General features: G+C 47.3%; 17 protein-coding genes. 8 read left to right on the forward strand and 9 right to left on the reverse strand.

Going from position 1 to position 15,955, the window contains the following annotated elements; genetic code table 11:
- Nucleotides 1-75 precede the first annotated feature (75 nt).
- On the reverse strand, nucleotides 76-1,062 hold the full coding sequence (locus tag ABXT70_RS10470) for a septal ring lytic transglycosylase RlpA family protein (protein ID WP_443640436.1): 987 nt from the start codon (nucleotides 1,060-1,062) through the stop codon (nucleotides 76-78).
- A 14-nt stretch (nucleotides 1,063-1,076) separates the two neighbouring features.
- Nucleotides 1,077-2,039, reverse strand: coding sequence for a lytic murein transglycosylase (locus ABXT70_RS10475; protein WP_443640437.1), 963 nt, complete (start codon nucleotides 2,037-2,039; stop codon nucleotides 1,077-1,079).
- Nucleotides 2,040-2,265: 226 nt separating this feature from the next.
- Here ABXT70_RS10475 and ABXT70_RS10480 point away from each other — a divergent pair, with 226 nt between their 5' ends.
- Genes ABXT70_RS10480 through alr form a run of 8 tightly spaced genes read left to right on the forward strand, consistent with a single transcriptional unit; the run spans nucleotide 2,266 to nucleotide 9,249 of the window.
- The gene (locus ABXT70_RS10480) at nucleotides 2,266-3,048 is read left to right on the forward strand and encodes a putative hydro-lyase (RefSeq protein WP_443640438.1); all 783 of its coding nucleotides are present in this window, start codon (nucleotides 2,266-2,268) and stop codon (nucleotides 3,046-3,048) included.
- Between the two features lie 14 nt (nucleotides 3,049-3,062).
- The gene (locus tag ABXT70_RS10485) at nucleotides 3,063-3,839 is read left to right on the forward strand and encodes a 5-oxoprolinase subunit PxpA (protein WP_443640439.1); all 777 of its coding nucleotides are present in this window, start codon (nucleotides 3,063-3,065) and stop codon (nucleotides 3,837-3,839) included.
- A gap of 9 nt (nucleotides 3,840-3,848) precedes the next feature.
- Nucleotides 3,849-4,562 (forward strand): 5-oxoprolinase subunit PxpB, encoded by a 714-nt coding sequence (gene pxpB / locus ABXT70_RS10490; RefSeq protein WP_443640440.1) that lies wholly within the window; start codon nucleotides 3,849-3,851, stop codon nucleotides 4,560-4,562.
- A complete protein-coding gene (locus ABXT70_RS10495) occupies nucleotides 4,552-5,514 on the forward strand; it encodes a biotin-dependent carboxyltransferase family protein (RefSeq protein ID WP_443640441.1) in 963 nt (320 codons plus the stop codon). Before pxpB ends, ABXT70_RS10495 begins: the two co-directional genes overlap by 11 nt.
- 2 nt (nucleotides 5,515-5,516) lie before the next feature.
- Nucleotides 5,517-6,374 (forward strand): glutamate cyclase domain-containing protein, encoded by an 858-nt coding sequence (locus ABXT70_RS10500; RefSeq protein ID WP_443640442.1) that lies wholly within the window; start codon nucleotides 5,517-5,519, stop codon nucleotides 6,372-6,374.
- Between the two features lie 33 nt (nucleotides 6,375-6,407).
- Nucleotides 6,408-7,295 carry a LysR family transcriptional regulator gene (locus ABXT70_RS10505; protein WP_443640443.1) on the forward strand — a complete coding sequence of 296 codons (888 nt, stop codon included), beginning with the start codon at nucleotides 6,408-6,410 and terminating at the stop codon, nucleotides 7,293-7,295.
- Nucleotides 7,296-7,298: 3 nt separating this feature from the next.
- On the forward strand, nucleotides 7,299-8,156 hold the full coding sequence (locus ABXT70_RS10510) for an aminotransferase class IV (protein WP_443640444.1): 858 nt from the start codon (nucleotides 7,299-7,301) through the stop codon (nucleotides 8,154-8,156).
- Nucleotides 8,157-8,166: 10 nt separating this feature from the next.
- Nucleotides 8,167-9,249: an alanine racemase gene (gene alr, locus ABXT70_RS10515; RefSeq protein ID WP_443640445.1), complete on the forward strand. Its 1,083-nt coding sequence runs from the start codon at nucleotides 8,167-8,169 to the stop codon at nucleotides 9,247-9,249.
- A 22-nt stretch (nucleotides 9,250-9,271) separates the two neighbouring features.
- Here alr and rodA read toward each other — a convergent pair whose 3' ends face one another.
- The 7 genes from rodA to ABXT70_RS10550 form a co-directional block, all read right to left on the reverse strand.
- Nucleotides 9,272-10,408: a rod shape-determining protein RodA gene (rodA, locus tag ABXT70_RS10520; protein ID WP_443640446.1), complete on the reverse strand. Its 1,137-nt coding sequence runs from the start codon at nucleotides 10,406-10,408 to the stop codon at nucleotides 9,272-9,274.
- A complete protein-coding gene (gene mrdA / locus ABXT70_RS10525) occupies nucleotides 10,401-12,311 on the reverse strand; it encodes a penicillin-binding protein 2 (RefSeq protein ID WP_443640447.1) in 1,911 nt (636 codons plus the stop codon). Before mrdA ends, rodA begins: the two co-directional genes overlap by 8 nt.
- 26 nt (nucleotides 12,312-12,337) lie before the next feature.
- Nucleotides 12,338-12,805, reverse strand: coding sequence for a 23S rRNA (pseudouridine(1915)-N(3))-methyltransferase RlmH (gene rlmH, locus ABXT70_RS10530; protein ID WP_443640448.1), 468 nt, complete (start codon nucleotides 12,803-12,805; stop codon nucleotides 12,338-12,340).
- Nucleotides 12,806-13,174, reverse strand: a complete 369-nt coding sequence (gene rsfS, locus ABXT70_RS10535) for a ribosome silencing factor (protein ID WP_443640449.1) — start codon at nucleotides 13,172-13,174, stop codon at nucleotides 12,806-12,808.
- Nucleotides 13,175-13,192: 18 nt separating this feature from the next.
- The gene (gene nadD, locus ABXT70_RS10540) at nucleotides 13,193-13,870 is read right to left on the reverse strand and encodes a nicotinate-nucleotide adenylyltransferase (RefSeq protein WP_443640450.1); all 678 of its coding nucleotides are present in this window, start codon (nucleotides 13,868-13,870) and stop codon (nucleotides 13,193-13,195) included.
- On the reverse strand, nucleotides 13,851-15,119 hold the full coding sequence (locus ABXT70_RS10545; protein ID WP_443640451.1) for a glutamate-5-semialdehyde dehydrogenase: 1,269 nt from the start codon (nucleotides 15,117-15,119) through the stop codon (nucleotides 13,851-13,853). The genes nadD and ABXT70_RS10545 overlap by 20 nt, the downstream gene beginning before the upstream one ends.
- A 99-nt stretch (nucleotides 15,120-15,218) precedes the next feature.
- Nucleotides 15,219-15,860: a flavin prenyltransferase UbiX gene (locus ABXT70_RS10550; protein WP_443640452.1), complete on the reverse strand. Its 642-nt coding sequence runs from the start codon at nucleotides 15,858-15,860 to the stop codon at nucleotides 15,219-15,221.
- Nucleotides 15,861-15,955 lie beyond the last annotated feature (95 nt).

Here is a 15,955-nt window from a genome sequence, read left to right on the forward strand (position 1 = left end):
TGAAAACTCAAAATTTCCACTGGCAATTTTTAACGGCCAAGATTATAGCATGAGACCAGTGCTTGAGGCAGAAAATTAAGGCTTTATCATAAGCCCTTGACCACGCCCCAACGCCACCAATCGCTGCATTAATACAACTGCGCTGTTGGCATCTGTGAGAGGCCCAATTAACACACGAAATAAATCGGGTCGATCACTAGCCTGCTCTACAAATACATTAGAACGCCTAAGCTCTTGCACTAGAGTATTTCGCAACAACAAAGCGCCACCAATCTTTGACACCGCAGCCACTTGCACGTAATAGTCCGCCACACGTTTATATTGTTGGCGAATTTCATTCTGGGGTGAGACCTGCGCTTGAACAACAGGCTTAGCGGTAGACTTAGCTGGTGCCTTAGCCACACTTTGTGATGACGAAAAACTGCTGTAGTTACGCTGCTTGCGAATACTTTGCTCTAGCGCAGGACTCCATTGACTTGCGTCAATGGCCTCAACCAACACTTCTGCCACACCTGTCTTACGATAATCTAACTTGCTGGCAGCAGCATAAGACAAGTCAATCACGCGATCGCCATGAAACGGGCCTCGATCGTTAACCCTAACAATCACCGTCTTATTATTGGCCAGATTAGTAATACGAGCGTAAGTTGGTAAAGGCAAAGATTTATGGGCTGCGCTCATTGCGTACATGTCATAGATCTCACCATTAGAGGTTAAATGACCGTGAAATTTTTGGCCGTACCAAGAGGCTAAACCACGCTGTTTAAAGCCTAAACTAGACGCCATTACAGAATAAGATTTACCCCACACTTCATATCGACTCTTGTTACCACCACGGCTGTGGGGCTCTACTTTAGGAATTGCATCGGGGGCTTTACTCATATCTAGGTGCTGCTTAGGCCCCAAGTCTTGTTTAATAGCATAGCGAGCTTCAGTTTTAGCTTTCGCCGCCGATACCACCGCCGATTGTGACATACCGCTAGGCTGGCTGCTGGTATTAGAGCAAGCACTAACAGCCAGCACCAGAAAAGCGCTTAAAATGAGTCGAGATCTATATTGCATATTGAAAACCTAGTTTAGGGTTTGGCAATACCTTGGGCAATTTCCACCACCGCTCGACTATACCAAAGGGAATGATTATAACGTGTTATGGCGTAGAAGTTAGCTCCTGCTAGGCGATATTCGCTTTGACCTTCAGTTGAGAAAGCATACAAATTAAACTCCGCAGTGCTATCTACTGATGTGGGTACCACTATACCCCTGCCCTGCCATTTAGCTAAAGCCACTCCTTGTCGCTTGACCTTTTTACTCAGCCAAACTGGTTCCACTTGTGTGTCCACCTCCAACAGCCATGGTGCACCAGCCTCCCAACCGTGACGGGCAAGGTAATTGGCAATACTGGCTATATTATCAGCCTCGCTGTGGAATAAATCGATGCGCGCGTCGCCATCGCCATCCACCGCAAAATCACGATAGCTTGTAGGTATAAACTGCCCCATACCCACCGCGCCTGCTGCAGACCCTTTAACCAGTGTGGGATCTAAGCCCTGCCTATAGCAAAGGCGGAAGAACTCCGCTAATTGACGCTGGTAAAATTTACTTCTGCGGGGATAGTCAAATGATAATGTTGCCAACACACGCAAGGTTAAATGCTTTCCCATGTTAGCGCCGTAATTACTCTCTATGCCTGCAATAGCTGCAACAATGGCCGCGTCAACTCCAGTTTCTTGGGCCACCAAATGTAATTGGGCAGCATGTTTTTTGACAAAGCCTCGGCCTCGTTTAATACGCGATGAGGTCACCAGCCGCTGCTGATAACCACTCCATAATAGCTTGCGTTCCGGAGCGTTACGTAACACCGGCACAATACTTGGTTTAGCTGTAGTTTGTGCCAAATACTGCGCCACCTCAGTTTTAGTAAACCCTAAACCACCAGCTTCATCTAGCCACTGTGAAACGTCATCTCTGTGGTCAAAACCAGCATCAGCATGTACGCTAAAAAGTCCAACGAGCAGACAACCTAATACTATCTTTTTCACATCCTTCTCCTTGGAAATTCCACGTCGCCAGCTTATACCCACATCATGCTGGTTTTGTTTCTTCTCAATAAAAGCTATCAATTAAGCCGTTAAATTATCAATAAGCCAATTATTGATAGAATATATCTATCAATACTCGAAATAGATTTAATTAGACACTTACCCCCCTTGGCCTGCAAAATACATGTTACTACATATATAGCCATCATTAATCGTCGGAAGCCCTATGACCCTTTCACCACTGCAACTTAGGCAACAGATTCGTAACGGGTCTATGACCAGCAATACCTCTGGATTATGTCCCGGTTACGTGCAGGGCAACCTGTGCATTTTACCCGCCGAGTATGCCAATGACTTTTTAAAATTCTGCCACCTAAATCCCAAGCCATGCCCTATTATTGGCATGTCAGAAAACCCTGGCGACTTCCGTTTAAAAAGCCTGGGCAAAGACATCGACCTACGCACTGACATACCCCAGTATAGACTATTTAATCATGGTCAGGCTGAACATCAAGTCACCAATATTCTAGACCATTGGCGTGACGACTTAGTGGCTTTTGTGCTGGGTTGTTCTTTCTCTTTTGAAGAAGCGCTGCTAGCCGACGGCCTAGATGTTCGTAACCTTACAGAAGGTGTAAACGTACCCATGTATCGCACCAACATTGCCTGTAAAGCAGCAGGGCCATTTGCAGGGAACATGGTAGTAAGTATGCGCCCATACAAACCCGCTGACGCTATCCGAGCCATTCAGATATGTAGCCGCTTCCCATCTGTGCATGGGGCTCCAGTACACTTTGGAGAGCCCAGCGAGATCGGCATTGGGGATCTAAACCAGCCTGATTTTGGAGACAAGGTTACCGTTAACGAAGGCGAAGTTCCAGTCTACTGGGCCTGTGGTGTAACCCCACAAGTGGCCGTTGAAAATGCTAAACCACCATTTTGTATTACCCATGCGCCAGGATGTATGCTGGTAACCGATTTACCTAACAGCCAACTAGCCATATTCTAGGCAAGGAAGATTTTATGTTGCTTAATTGCGATTTAGGCGAAAGCTACGGCTCTTGGACTATAGGCCATGACGCCAGAGCCATGCCGCACATTGACCAAGCTAACATTGCCTGTGGTTTTCATGCAGGTGACCCACAGGTAATGCAACACACTTTGGCATTAGCAAAGCAACACAAGGTGATGGTGGGTGCTCACCCTGCATACCCAGATCTGGTGGGTTTTGGGCGCCGCTCCATGAACTGTTCAGAGCAAGAAATAATTGCATTTATGCATTATCAGATCGCTGCTATGGAAGGCATGGCTGCATGCCAAGGGCTAACACTAAGTTATGTAAAACCCCATGGCGCTTTGTACAACGACATGATGAGTAAAGTAGCGGTGCGAAATGCCATTATGCAAGCAGTAAGTAGCTACCCAACCCGAGCAACGGCCAATAGGGAAGCAAATCCGCCATTAAAATTAATGCTGCAAGCCAACGCGAACGCTGAGGAGCATCTACAACAGGCACAAGACTTACAGCTGGAATTGTACTTTGAGGCTTTTGCCGATCGTTGTTATGAAGATGATGGTAGTTTGATGGCCCGTTCTAAAGCTGGCGCCGTACTAGATCATGATGCCATGCTCAAACAAGTACAACAGTTAACGCAGCACGGCACGATTACCAGCGCCAGTGGTGCAACCTTGCATCTTAAGGTAGATAGCCTCTGTGTGCACGGAGACAATGATGCCGGCATTGCAGCAATTACGTCAATTCGCCAATTAATGGATATTCCATTGGCTGGCAAGGCATAACCTAAAGCCATGAGCACTAAACAAGCACATATAGAAATAGCCAGTGAAAATAGTTATATGGTCTATTTCGGTGATCCTGATAGCTTACACATTAGCCCTGTCGTAAGTGCGGCTATTGCGGCATCTTGTGAGCAGATTAAACAACACTTTGGTAATCGTTTAATTGATTTAGTGGCGTCCTATGCATCCCTACTGGTTATTTATGACACTACACAGTGCGATCATTTATGGGCAAAAAAAGCCCTAAGGTCCATATTGAACGCACCCAAGAAACTTAACCAAGATAGCGGTCAATTGGTTAGGATGCCGGTTTTTTATAGCCCTAAGTATGGTCCAGAACTGTCACTACTAGCCCAAAATGCAGGACTTTCGGTAGCGCAAGTCATCGCCATTCATAGCGCCACAGAATACCGTGTCTATGCCATTGGTTTTGCTCCAGGCTTCGCCTACTTAGGCGAAGTAGACGAACGTCTTGCTGCGCCACGGCTGGCCACCCCTAGGGTTAAAGTGCCTGCTGGCGCTGTCGCCATAGCAGACCGCCAAACTGCAGTATATCCAGCAAGCTCTCCTGGGGGATGGAATCTTATCGGCCTTTGCCCTACGCCTATGTTTAACGCTGCAAAGCAACCCCATATGCCAGTATCCGTAGGTGATCGTGTACAATTTGATCCCATAGACGAGCAACAATACCTAGCTATGGGGGGTCAGCTGCATGAGCTTTAAAGTCCTCCAGCCTGGCTTACTTAGCCTAATACAAGACCTTGGTCGCTTTGGTCAGCATGACATTGGCTTGACCACTGGTGGGCCATTGGATAGTGAAGCATTTTTATGGGCCAATCGATTGCTGCACAACACTCCTAACGCTTGTGCTATTGAGGTCAGCTTTGGTGGCTTACAACTACTAGCCCAAACAGACAGTTACTTTTGCGTAACAGGGGCCCATTTAAATTTAACCATAAATGGCGTTAATAAAGCCTTATGGAGCAGCCACAAAGTGGTTAACGGAGACGAGATAAAACTTGGTTATTCTAGCCATGGTTGTCGCAGTTATGTAGGCGTGGCCGGTGGCTTTAACATTAGCCCAAGTTTTGGTAGCAGCGCCACAGTAATGCGTGAAAAAGTAGGTGGCTTGAATGGCGCTAAGCTTGCAACCAATGATAGCCTACCCTGCACCGAAATCACTACATTGTTACGCCAGGCATTGCCTGAAGCGCATTGGCCATTGTACGGACAAGAGGGCACCGACAAAAATGGTGCAGATACAGTATTACGTCTATTACCTGGCTATCAACATCATCAATTCGACCCTGTTACAAGGGCTCGTTTTTTTCATGGCCAATATGCCGTCACTGATCGGAGTGACCGCATGGGCATGCGTCTTGAAGGGCCAGCTGTATCCTGTCCATCTCAACAAATGCTTTCTGAAGGTATTTGTTTAGGCGCCGTTCAAGTGCCAGCAGATGGACAGCCTATTGTATTGCTTAATGACCGCCAAACCATTGGTGGCTACCCCAAAATAGGCGCCGTTATGGCCCGTGATACGGCACGACTTGCCCAACTAAGGCCTGGTGATACCCTGCGTTTTGAAGCCGTGGATTTACACCAAGCCCATACTATCAATACTTTGGCGCAGCTTAAATTTGATGCCACTGCACTGCTGCAACTGAAGGATTAATCATGCCAAACGACCAACAACTAAGCCAACAGATTGAAAACGCCTTGGTGGCCCGCAACCCTCGCGGCATGGCCCAAGTGCAGCCAGCATTGGCAGCAGGCTATTGCCTGCGGGCTGCCCATATTTTACAAAACTGCATTAAGGGTAAGCCAGGTGCCACGGTGCTTATTGGCACTGGATTCCCTGTGGTAGGCACTTTTGAGACCGATGGACCTGTGGGCACGATCGCCCTTTACGACAGTCTAGAGCACTTAGGCGCTGTACCTGTGATTGTGTGTGGCCAACCTCTGGTGGGCGCGCTCGCCGGGCGTTATCGTACTCATGAAATCCGTGTAGGTGATCATACCCATGTAGAAGCTGATACCTTAGCAGCACTTAAGCACTTTAATCCCCAAGCCATTGTTTCTATCGAACGTCCAGGTCAGGCCCAAGATGGTGGGTATTACAACATGCGTGGCGAAAGTATCAGTGAGCGAACCGCTTGTTTTGATGGCTTTATGACATGGGCTGACTGCCCCACTATTGCTGTGGGTGATGGGGGTAATGAAATAGGCATGGGGAAAATTATTCATGTGCTTGAAAAGCTTGATATCGTGCCTGCGGTCACCAGCGCAGACGAGCTCATCGTTGCCGACGTTTCTAACTGGGGCGCTTATGGTATGATCGCCTTCCTCGGCCTATGGCAGGGACAAGATTTATTAGCTAAAATTGATCCCTTAGCTATTTTGCAATATTTATCAGACCTTGGCAGCGTGGATGGTGTGACACGTATAAATCAACTCACAGAAGATGGCTTGCCGGTGAGTGAAGGTCAAACTGTGATTGAGCAATTGCGCCAAATAACCGGTTTTAGTAATTAGTTTTGTTCAGCCCATTAAATGTAGGAGCAGAATGTGCGTCTTCGGAACCTCAATAGCTTTATAAAGGTAGCGACCTTAGGCAGTTTTCATGGTGCTGCAGCTCAGTTACATGCTTCCCAGCCTGCAATTTCTGCACGTATTGCCACCCTCGAAGAAGATTTGGGTGTTAAGTTATTTAAGCGCGATCAAAGTGGCACCAAGCTCACTGCCCGTGGCAGACAGCTACTGCCTTTTGCAGAACGTTTAGTGTCGATCAGTAATGAAATGAAAGCCCAGCTACAAGATGATGCGCCCCAACAAGGTGTGTTTCGTATTGGTATTGCAGATACTGTAGCGCACTTATGGCTAAGGGATTTGTTAAAAGTCTGGCGTGAACAGCATCCCCTTATTCAATTTGAACTCACTATTGACCTGTCATTAGCGTTATATAAACAGCTGGAAGAGCATCAGCTCGACCTAGCTCTGATGGTCTACACCGGGCAAGCCATTACCGTTAATACACAGCCATTAAGCGCCCTCCCACAAACCTGGGTTGGTAACCCTCACTTTGCTAAGGGTAGCCGCAACATGGACATCACAGCCCTAAGCCGCTGCCCAATCTTAAGCTTTCCTGCGGCCACCGGACCTGGTAAACACTTACAAGAATTGTTTAGCCAAGTGGTAGAAAAGCCTAAATTTCATACCAGCAATTCCGTGTCTGGCTTGTTAGCCATGGCCGAACAAGGCGCTGGCATTGCATTACTGCCACAGCCTATTGTCGAAGATGCGTTAAAGGCCGAGCGGCTTATCGCATTTAATGTTGATCCAGCACCACCAAAATTAAAATTTTGCTGTGGTTGGCGCCAAGATGAAGACCGCTTGTTACCACAGTTATTAGCCGATAGCGCCAGCCAACTGGTTAGTCAAATTATTAGAGATTAAGTTATGAGCATTGTTTACCTTAATGGCACCTATATGCCAATTGAAGAAGCCCGTATTTCCCCTCTTGATCGAGGTTTTTTGTTTGGTGATGGTATCTATGAAGTCATTCCTTCTTACGCTGGGAAAATGGTCGGATTTGGTCCCCATATTGACCGTATGATCGAGGGCTTAGGCGCCTTGGAAATTGAACTAAACTGGAGTCATGCACAGTGGCGCGAACTGTGCCAAGAGATTATTCAACGCAACCCTAACACCCAAGTTGGTTTGTACTTGCACGTCACTCGTGGGGCCGACACTAAACGTCATCATCCATACCCTAAAGGTGTAACGCCTACCGTGTTCGCCATGCCTACGGACATCCCGCCTGCTCCTATTCCAGAAAGAGACAAAGTGAATGCGTATAGAGTAACTACTATGCAAGATCAGCGCTGGCAGCGTTGTAACATAAAGTCAATTTCTTTGCTCGGTAATGTGATGCATTATCAGCAGGGTTATAGCCAGGGAAGTGGTGAAGTGCTGTTGTTTAATGGCAACGATGAGCTCACCGAATGTGGTGCTTGTAATGCCTACATTGTCAAAAATGGCACCGTTATTACACCTATTTTAGATCACCAAATATTACCCGGCATTACTCGACTCATTGCCTTAGGTGTATTGCGGGATGAGGGCAGCATTGCCGTAGAAGAGCGTGTCGTCACTAAACAAGAAGTGTTTGATGCCGACGAAATTTGGATTTCCAGTTCCAGTAAAGAGATCGCTCCTGTCACCCATATTAATGACAAAGCTATAGGCGACGGTATGCCAGGTCCTATTTGGGAAAAAGCAGCTAAGCTATATAGCGCAGGCAAATTTAACTACTAGAGATCTCCCCATGGCCCGTCCTAGCCACATTGTGGTTGACCTTGCTGCATTGATTCACAATTATCAATGGGCTTGTCAACTCGCTCCCAATGCCCAAACCATGGCCGTAGTTAAAGCCAATGCATACGGTCATGGGGCGGTGGCGTGCGCCACCGCCTTGCAACCTTATGCACCCGCATTTGGCGTTGCCTGCATAGAAGAGGCCTTAGCACTACGTAAGGCCGGTATCAACAAACCCATATTGCTATTAGAGGGCACTTTTACAGCCGACGAAGTGGCTATTGCTGCCGAACATGGTTTTTGGGTTATGGTAGAAGACCCTATACAAGTTGATGCCATCTTGAATGCTAGCGTAACTAAACCACTGAAAGTGTGGATTAAGATAGACACCGGCATGCACCGTTTGGGCTTAAACCCTCAGCGAGTGGAAGGCTTTTACCAACAGTTGTTTGCCAGTTCTAATGTCTCTGAGGAAATGGTATTTGCCACTCATCTTGCTAGTGCCGACGAAACCAGTAACAACTTCACCTTGGATCAGGTGCAGCTATTTACAGAAACCTCTAAGCGTTTTAAACATCCTGTAAGCATAGCCAACTCAGCTGCTATAATGGCTTGGCCAGAGGCCCATGGTGATTGGAACCGGCCAGGCTTTATGCTTTATGGCAATTCACCGTTAGATGCCGACCACCCCTCTAGCAAGGGCTTACAGCCAGTAATGCAGGTACGATCAGCCATTATTTCTTTACGTCAAATCGAGACTGGACAAACCGTAGGCTATGGACAGCAATGGTGTGCTCAAAGGCCTTCAATCATCGCCACTGTAGCTATTGGATATGGTGATGGTTACCCACGCAGCGCAGTATCTGGTACTCCCGTAGTGGTGAACGGGCAGCGTGCAGGTATAGTTGGCCGTGTATCAATGGATATGATTACCATAGACGTGACAGGTCTAGATGGCATTAACGTAGGAGACCCAGTGTGTTTATGGGGCAAAGGTTTAGATATCAATGAAGTGGCGCGTCATGCGGGCACCATAGGTTATGAACTGATGACCCGGGTCACTCAACGCTTATCGATCAGTTATACTGAATAAATGTTGATCTATCTAAGTCAATTTAAATGCGTTGAGGCCTACGGGCATGGATAGACATCAACAAGCCTATACTAGCCATTAAGGTAACTGCCGCAGTGCCTCCATAGCTTACCAAGGGCAAGGGCACGCCTACCACTGGCAACAAGCCACTAACCATACCAACGTTTACCACTACATAAACAAAGAAGGTTAGAGTCAAACTCGCTGCTAACATCCGATCAAATGGATGGGTGGCATAACCGGCAATAATCAACCCTCTAAGCACTACCAAAAAATAGAGTGAAAGCAACACACACACGCCAATTAAGCCAAATTCTTCTGCCAGAACGGCGACTATAAAGTCCGTATGGGTTTCCGGCAAAAAGTCCAGGTGAGACTGGGTCCCTTGCAGCCAACCTTTGCCATTAATACCACCAGAACCAATAGCAATTTTAGACTGAATAATATTCCAACCCGCACCCAGAGGATCACTTTCTGGATCTAAGAATGTGATCACTCGTTGCTTTTGGTATTCGCGCAGGCCCATCCACATCAAAGGCAAACCCGCGGCACCTAAGGCCATTGCGAGAATTATGTAGCGCCACAACAAACCCGCAAAGAACACAACAAACACCCCAGAACTACCAATAAGCAAAGAGGTGCCTAAGTCCGGTTGCTTGGCAATCAGTAGCACTGGCACCGCCACTAATACCATGGCCACTATGACGTGTATTAGCTTGGGTGGCCTTGGCTGGCCAGCTAAATACCAAGATACGGTTAACGGTACCACTAGCTTCATAATCTCAGAAGGTTGAAAACGAGGAAGCCCTGGGATTTCTAACCATCGCTGAGCCCCTTTTGCACCTGCTCCAAATAACAACACAGCAACAAGCAACAACAGCCCAGCAATGTATAACAAGGGTATCCATCGCTGCACATGGCGTAGGTTAACTTGGGTGATGATGACCATAACCAGCAGCGCCAAACCATATCGCACTAACTGTTTATTCACAGCGGTTTCACTCGAGCCAGAGCCAGAATACAATACCAATAAGCCAAACGACATTATAGCCAATAGCACCAGCAGCAGCCATGGGTCTAACTTGAGCTTTAGCCACAGCCCAGGGCCTTTCTTTAAGTGTCTTCTTGCTTCAGGGGCCCAGCGTTGGAAATCAGCCATCGTTTGTAGCCCCATCCTTCTCTTCAGCCTTCTCTTCAGCCTTCTCTTCAGCCATAGCACCCAAAATACGCACATCAAACAGCTTACGTGCCAAAGGTGCCGCAGCGGAACTACCACCACCACCATTTTCAATTATTACCGCTAGAACAATCACTGGATCTTTGGCCGGTGCCCAGCCAATGTATAGGCCATGATCGCGAAATCGTTCGGCAATTTTTTCAGCATCATAGGTGTCATCCTGCTTGATGCCTAATACTTGAGCTGTGCCAGTTTTGCCAGCTATTTTATAGCTGCTGTCAGCACCACTGCGTCGTCCAGTACCTTTTTTACCATGCATAACGTCAACCATCGCATTGTGGATTTTGTTCCAATCACTAGTGCGCTTTAACTCAATATTAACTGGCTGCTTAGGGTCGTTGCGGCCTATGTCACTAACCTTTTCCACGGCCTGGCCATCGATGGCTTTTATCATTCGGATTTGATGCCATTGGCCTTTATTGGCGAGTAACATGGCCATAGTTGCTAACTGTGTTGGTGTGGCCGATAAAAAGCCTTGGCCAATACCTAAGTTTAATGAATCTCCTCGAAACCAGGAGGCATTGCGGTTTGCTCGCTTCCATTTTTTTGTAGGCAAAACAGCCTTTATGGCTTCTGGCTGATCCGCAATAGTAACCTGGCCCAAGCCGAAAAGAGCGAGATACTTTGTCATGGGTGTATTACCCATTAAATGGGCAATACTGTAATAAAAAGTGTCTACAGATTCAACGATAGACTTGTGCATGTTGACTCGCCCATGGCCCCCTTCTTTCCAATCGCGATAAAGGCGTCCATCTTCGGTAAGTTGGTAATAACCAGGGTCCCAAATGGAATATTTACGGGATATGATGCCAGAGTCAATACCTGCAATGGCAATCACTGGTTTTACCGTTGAGGCCGGCGGGTAACGACCACGCAGTGCTCGGTTAAACAATGGCAGGTCGTCAGATTTTCGCAGTGCTTGGTAATTAGCATTGCTAATGCCAGTAACGAATTGATTAGCTCCATAGCTTGGCGCACTGGCCATAGCTAACACACCACCTGTTCTAGGATCGATAGCCACAATCGCACCACGCTTACCCTCTAACAGCTTCGCTGCAGTTTGCTGCAATTGCGCATCTAAAAATAGGGTAATGTCCTTCCCTGGCACAGGCTCAAGGCGGTCTAACACTTGTATAACTCGGCCTCTGGCATTAGTCTCTACGGTTTGGTAGCCCACAGTTCCATGTAATTCCGTTTCGTAATAACGTTCTACGCCTAACTTTCCGACGTGCTCAGTGGCACTGTAATTAGTGCTATCAAGCTTAGCGAGTTCACGGTCGTTAATACGGCCCACATAACCTAATGCATGCACAAAACCCTCGTCCGAAGGGTAGTATCGGACTAAATCAGGAACGATTCTCACGCCTGGAAGGCGGTGTTGATTAACAATAATTTGGGCGATTTCTGTTTGATTCAATTGAAAGCTTAATGCCACTGGGCTATGGGGCCTACGGGGCTGATTTAAGCGGCGTTTAAAGCGTTTTATATCGCCTTCATCGATAGTAATAACTTGAGCCAACTCGGCTAGGACCCCATCAATACTGCCCCGCCCACCTGCTAACTGTTCGGGCACTAAGGTTAAAATATGACTGGCACGATTGCCCGCTAATAAGTCGCCATTAGTGTCGTATATTAATCCCCTAGTAGGTGCGATAGCTTGTAATTGCTGGCGATTATCATCCGATTCAGTGACATAGTGCTGGTGTTGCCAGACTTGCAAATAAGCCAACCGGGAAACAATGCCTGCAAAGACTAATACAATAAGAAATAGGGCCCACCAAAGACGTGCCTTAAATTGGCTTACTTCTTGGTGCTGATTATTCATTTGTGACCAAGGCATAATATGGTCAGCTACTTATGGTAGGGGTGGTTATTGAGCAAACTCCAAGCGCGGTATATTTGCTCAGCTAATAACACACGTACTAACGGGTGGGGTAACGTGAGGGGAGATAAAGACCAGCGTTGGTCCGCCCTTGCCACACAGTCCTGGGCTAATCCATCTGGCCCACCCACCAACAGAGTGACATTACGACCACCCATACGCCAATCACCGCATTGTTTAGCCAGTTGCTCGGTACTCCAAGATTTACCAAGTACATCAAGTGCGATAACGTGGTCTTGGGCTGGGATAGAGGCCAACATCTGTTCACCTTCCTTAGCAATAGCACGTTTTAAATCCGCACCTTTGCCTCGAAAACCTAAACCCAATTCCTGTAATTTTAGTTGCATGTCACTAGGCATACGGCGAGCATACTCGTCATAGCCTTGAGTGATCCAAGCAGGCATTTTAGTGCCCACTGCTAGCAACTTAATTTTCATTTATACGATGGGCTCTACAACGCTAGATAAATTTTCTTTAAGGGCTGGGTTCCACAAACGCTCTAAGTCGTAGAACTCACGAGCTTCAGCTTGCATCACGTGTACCACAACATCACCAAGATCTGACAATACCCAGTCGCCACTCATTTCACCTTCAATACCCAAAGGTGCAACACCACTTTGTTTAGCTTTGAATGACACTTCGTCGGCTAGGGATTTTACATGACGGTTAGATGTTCCAGTAGCGATCACCATATAGTCAGTGACGTTTGATAAGCCACGCACATCTAACTGCACGATGTCTTTGCCCTTCATGTCTTCTAGAGCGCTGGTGATCAATGTTAATAAGTCTTCAATGGGCATAGCCATAATTCGTGTTCCAAAAATCTAATTAATGCCGTATAGGCTTTGGCTTGCAATGTATTGTGCCACTGCAGGCGCTAATTCTGTTGCGCTTGGTTTAAGACCTAAGCACAGCTGTTGCCGTATCTGCGTCGCAGATACCGCATGTTGCCCTAATTTCAGGTGGGCCACCTGACCAGATGGCGAAGCTAACAAATGTTTAGCGTCCTCCACTTTATGAGTTGCATACCAGGTAAGCAGCTCAGGATCCTGCGGCCAGTAGGTTGCGGGCCTAGTAAGCACTAACACATGCCCATAATCTAATAATTCTTGCCAACGATGCCATTGCCGTAACCCAGCAAAAGCATCCATTCCCATGCACCATATTAATGGCATAATAGGGCCTATTTCTTGCCTTACTTCGGCCATAGTGGACACACTATAACTTGGCCCTTGACGTTTGACCTCACGTGTATCCATGGCTAATTCGTCATGGGCATCAATAGCCAAAGCCAACATCTCTGCCCTCTGCTCTGCTGTTGCTACGGGCCTTTGCCGATGGGCAGGTTGGCTATTAGGTAGCAGTTGTACCGGTTGCACACCTAAGTATTTACTCAGCTCAATGGCTGATGACACGTGACCTTGATGTATTGGATCAAAGGTGCCACCCCACAACAGCTTAACTGTGGCTGCAGGGCTAGCATTAAACTCGGGTATGACCATCACCAAAAACCACATACTTCTGTGACGTTAGGCCTTGTAGCCCAACAGGTCCGCGGGCGTGTATCTTGTCTGTAGAGATGCCAATTTCTGCACCAAGGCCGTATTCAAAACCGTCTGCAAAAGCCGTGGACGCATTTATCATCACAGAGCTTGAATCCACCCGCGCTATAAACTCACGGGCCTTGGTGTAATTTTCACTGACCATGGCATCTGTATGGTGGGAGCCATAAACATTAATGTGCTCGATAGCCGCCTCCATATCTGCTACAACTTTAACGGACAGCACAGCTGCTAAATACTCTGCATACCAATCGTCTTCTGTGGCAGCAACAATAGTACCTTGGTAGCTTCCTACTTGGACCATGGCACGCGGACACAAGCGCAGCTCAATATCAAACTCTTGTAAACCTTGAGCCAACTGAGGTAATAACTCTTCTGCACGAGACTCGGCGATCAACAAAGACTCCATGGCGTTACATACACCATAACGTCTAGTTTTGGCATTAATGACAATATTAATAGCCTTGGTAGCATCAGCTTGGTCATCAATATACACGTGACAGTTGCCGTCTAAATGTTTAATCACGGGAATACGTGCTTCTGCACTCACCCGCTTAATCAGACCCTTGCCACCGCGCGGCACTATGACGTCAACGAATTCTGTCAGAGTAATGAGTTCGCCTACAGCAGCTCGGTCTGTAGTTTCAATTACCTGGACCGATGCAGCGGGTAATTCTGCTGCGAGCAACCCTTGCTTTACGCACTGAGCGATGGCTTGGTTTGAATGAGTGGCTTCTGAGCCACCCCTTAAAATGGCAGCATTACCAGATTTAATACATAGGCTAGCGGCATCTACAGTAACGTTGGGGCGGGATTCATAAATAATTCCCACCACACCCAATGGCACCCGCATTTTACCAAGCTGAATACCAGACGGACGAAAACTCATTTCGGAAATTTCACCTACAGGGTCGGCCAGCTCTGCAACCTGCCGCAAGCCTAACATCATGGCGTCAATGCCTTCGTCTGTGACCCTAAGGCGGTCCAGCATAGCGTTATCTAAACCGTTATCCCGGCCAGCAGCTAAATCTTTTTCATTAGCTGCTAATAGGGCAGATCTCGCAGAGTTTAGAGCGCTAGCCATAGCTAAAAGTGCATTGTTTTTTGCCACCGTCGGCGCTGTCGCCAAAACCGCGGAAGCGGCTTTAGCTTGGGCACCTAATTGTTGCATGTAATCAGCGACAGACATGACAAAAATCTCTTAAAAACTGTAAAAATACTAGCGCACACATTATAGCTCGAATTGAAGTCAAATAGAGTAAAAACCAGCGCAATTACTGGAATTTTTCTATTCTCCCCACGCAGGCACTAATGTCTGTGGCAAACCAAGTTGCGACATAATTCGCGCCACCACAAAATCCACCATATCTGCCACACTTTGCGGACGATTATAAAACCCAGGGCTGGCAGGAATAACCACCGCACCCATGCGCGTTAATTTAAGCATATGCTCAAGGTGAATTTCTGAATAAGGCGCTTCTCGTGGCACCAGAATCAATTTACGGCGCTCTTTTAAATGTACGTCTGCTGCACGCTCAATAAGATTATTACTTGCCCCACAAGCGATTGCCGACAAACTACCAGTACTGCACGGGCACACCACCATAGCGTCGCCACCACCAGAGCCAGATGCCACAGGAGCCATCCATTGCTGCTTAGCAAACACTCGTAACTGGCCCGCCTTCGCTCCATATAACTCACTAAAAAAGGCCTGCATCGCCGCCGTTGCTGAGGGCACTTTAAGGTCTGTTTCCGTCACCAGCACCACCTGTGCTGCCGCAGAGACCATTAGCGATACTTCACACTGAGCCACCAGCAGACATTGCAATAAACGCAAGCCGTACTGAACGCCTGAAGCACCAGTAATGGCCAAAGTTACCTTATAAGGTGCCCTTGAAAGAGATGGCACAGGAGCGTCTGTTTGATTCATAAACTTGTATAAAAAGTGAGTTTCAACATCATTGTACCAGCTAAAAGCGTATAAGCTACCACCGGCCATGGAGGCAAATTACGATAGCTACTAGA

It is taken from the genome of Candidatus Njordibacter sp. Uisw_039 (assembly GCF_047730075.1).
In the GTDB taxonomy this organism is placed as follows: domain Bacteria; phylum Pseudomonadota; class Gammaproteobacteria; order Pseudomonadales; family Balneatricaceae; genus Njordibacter.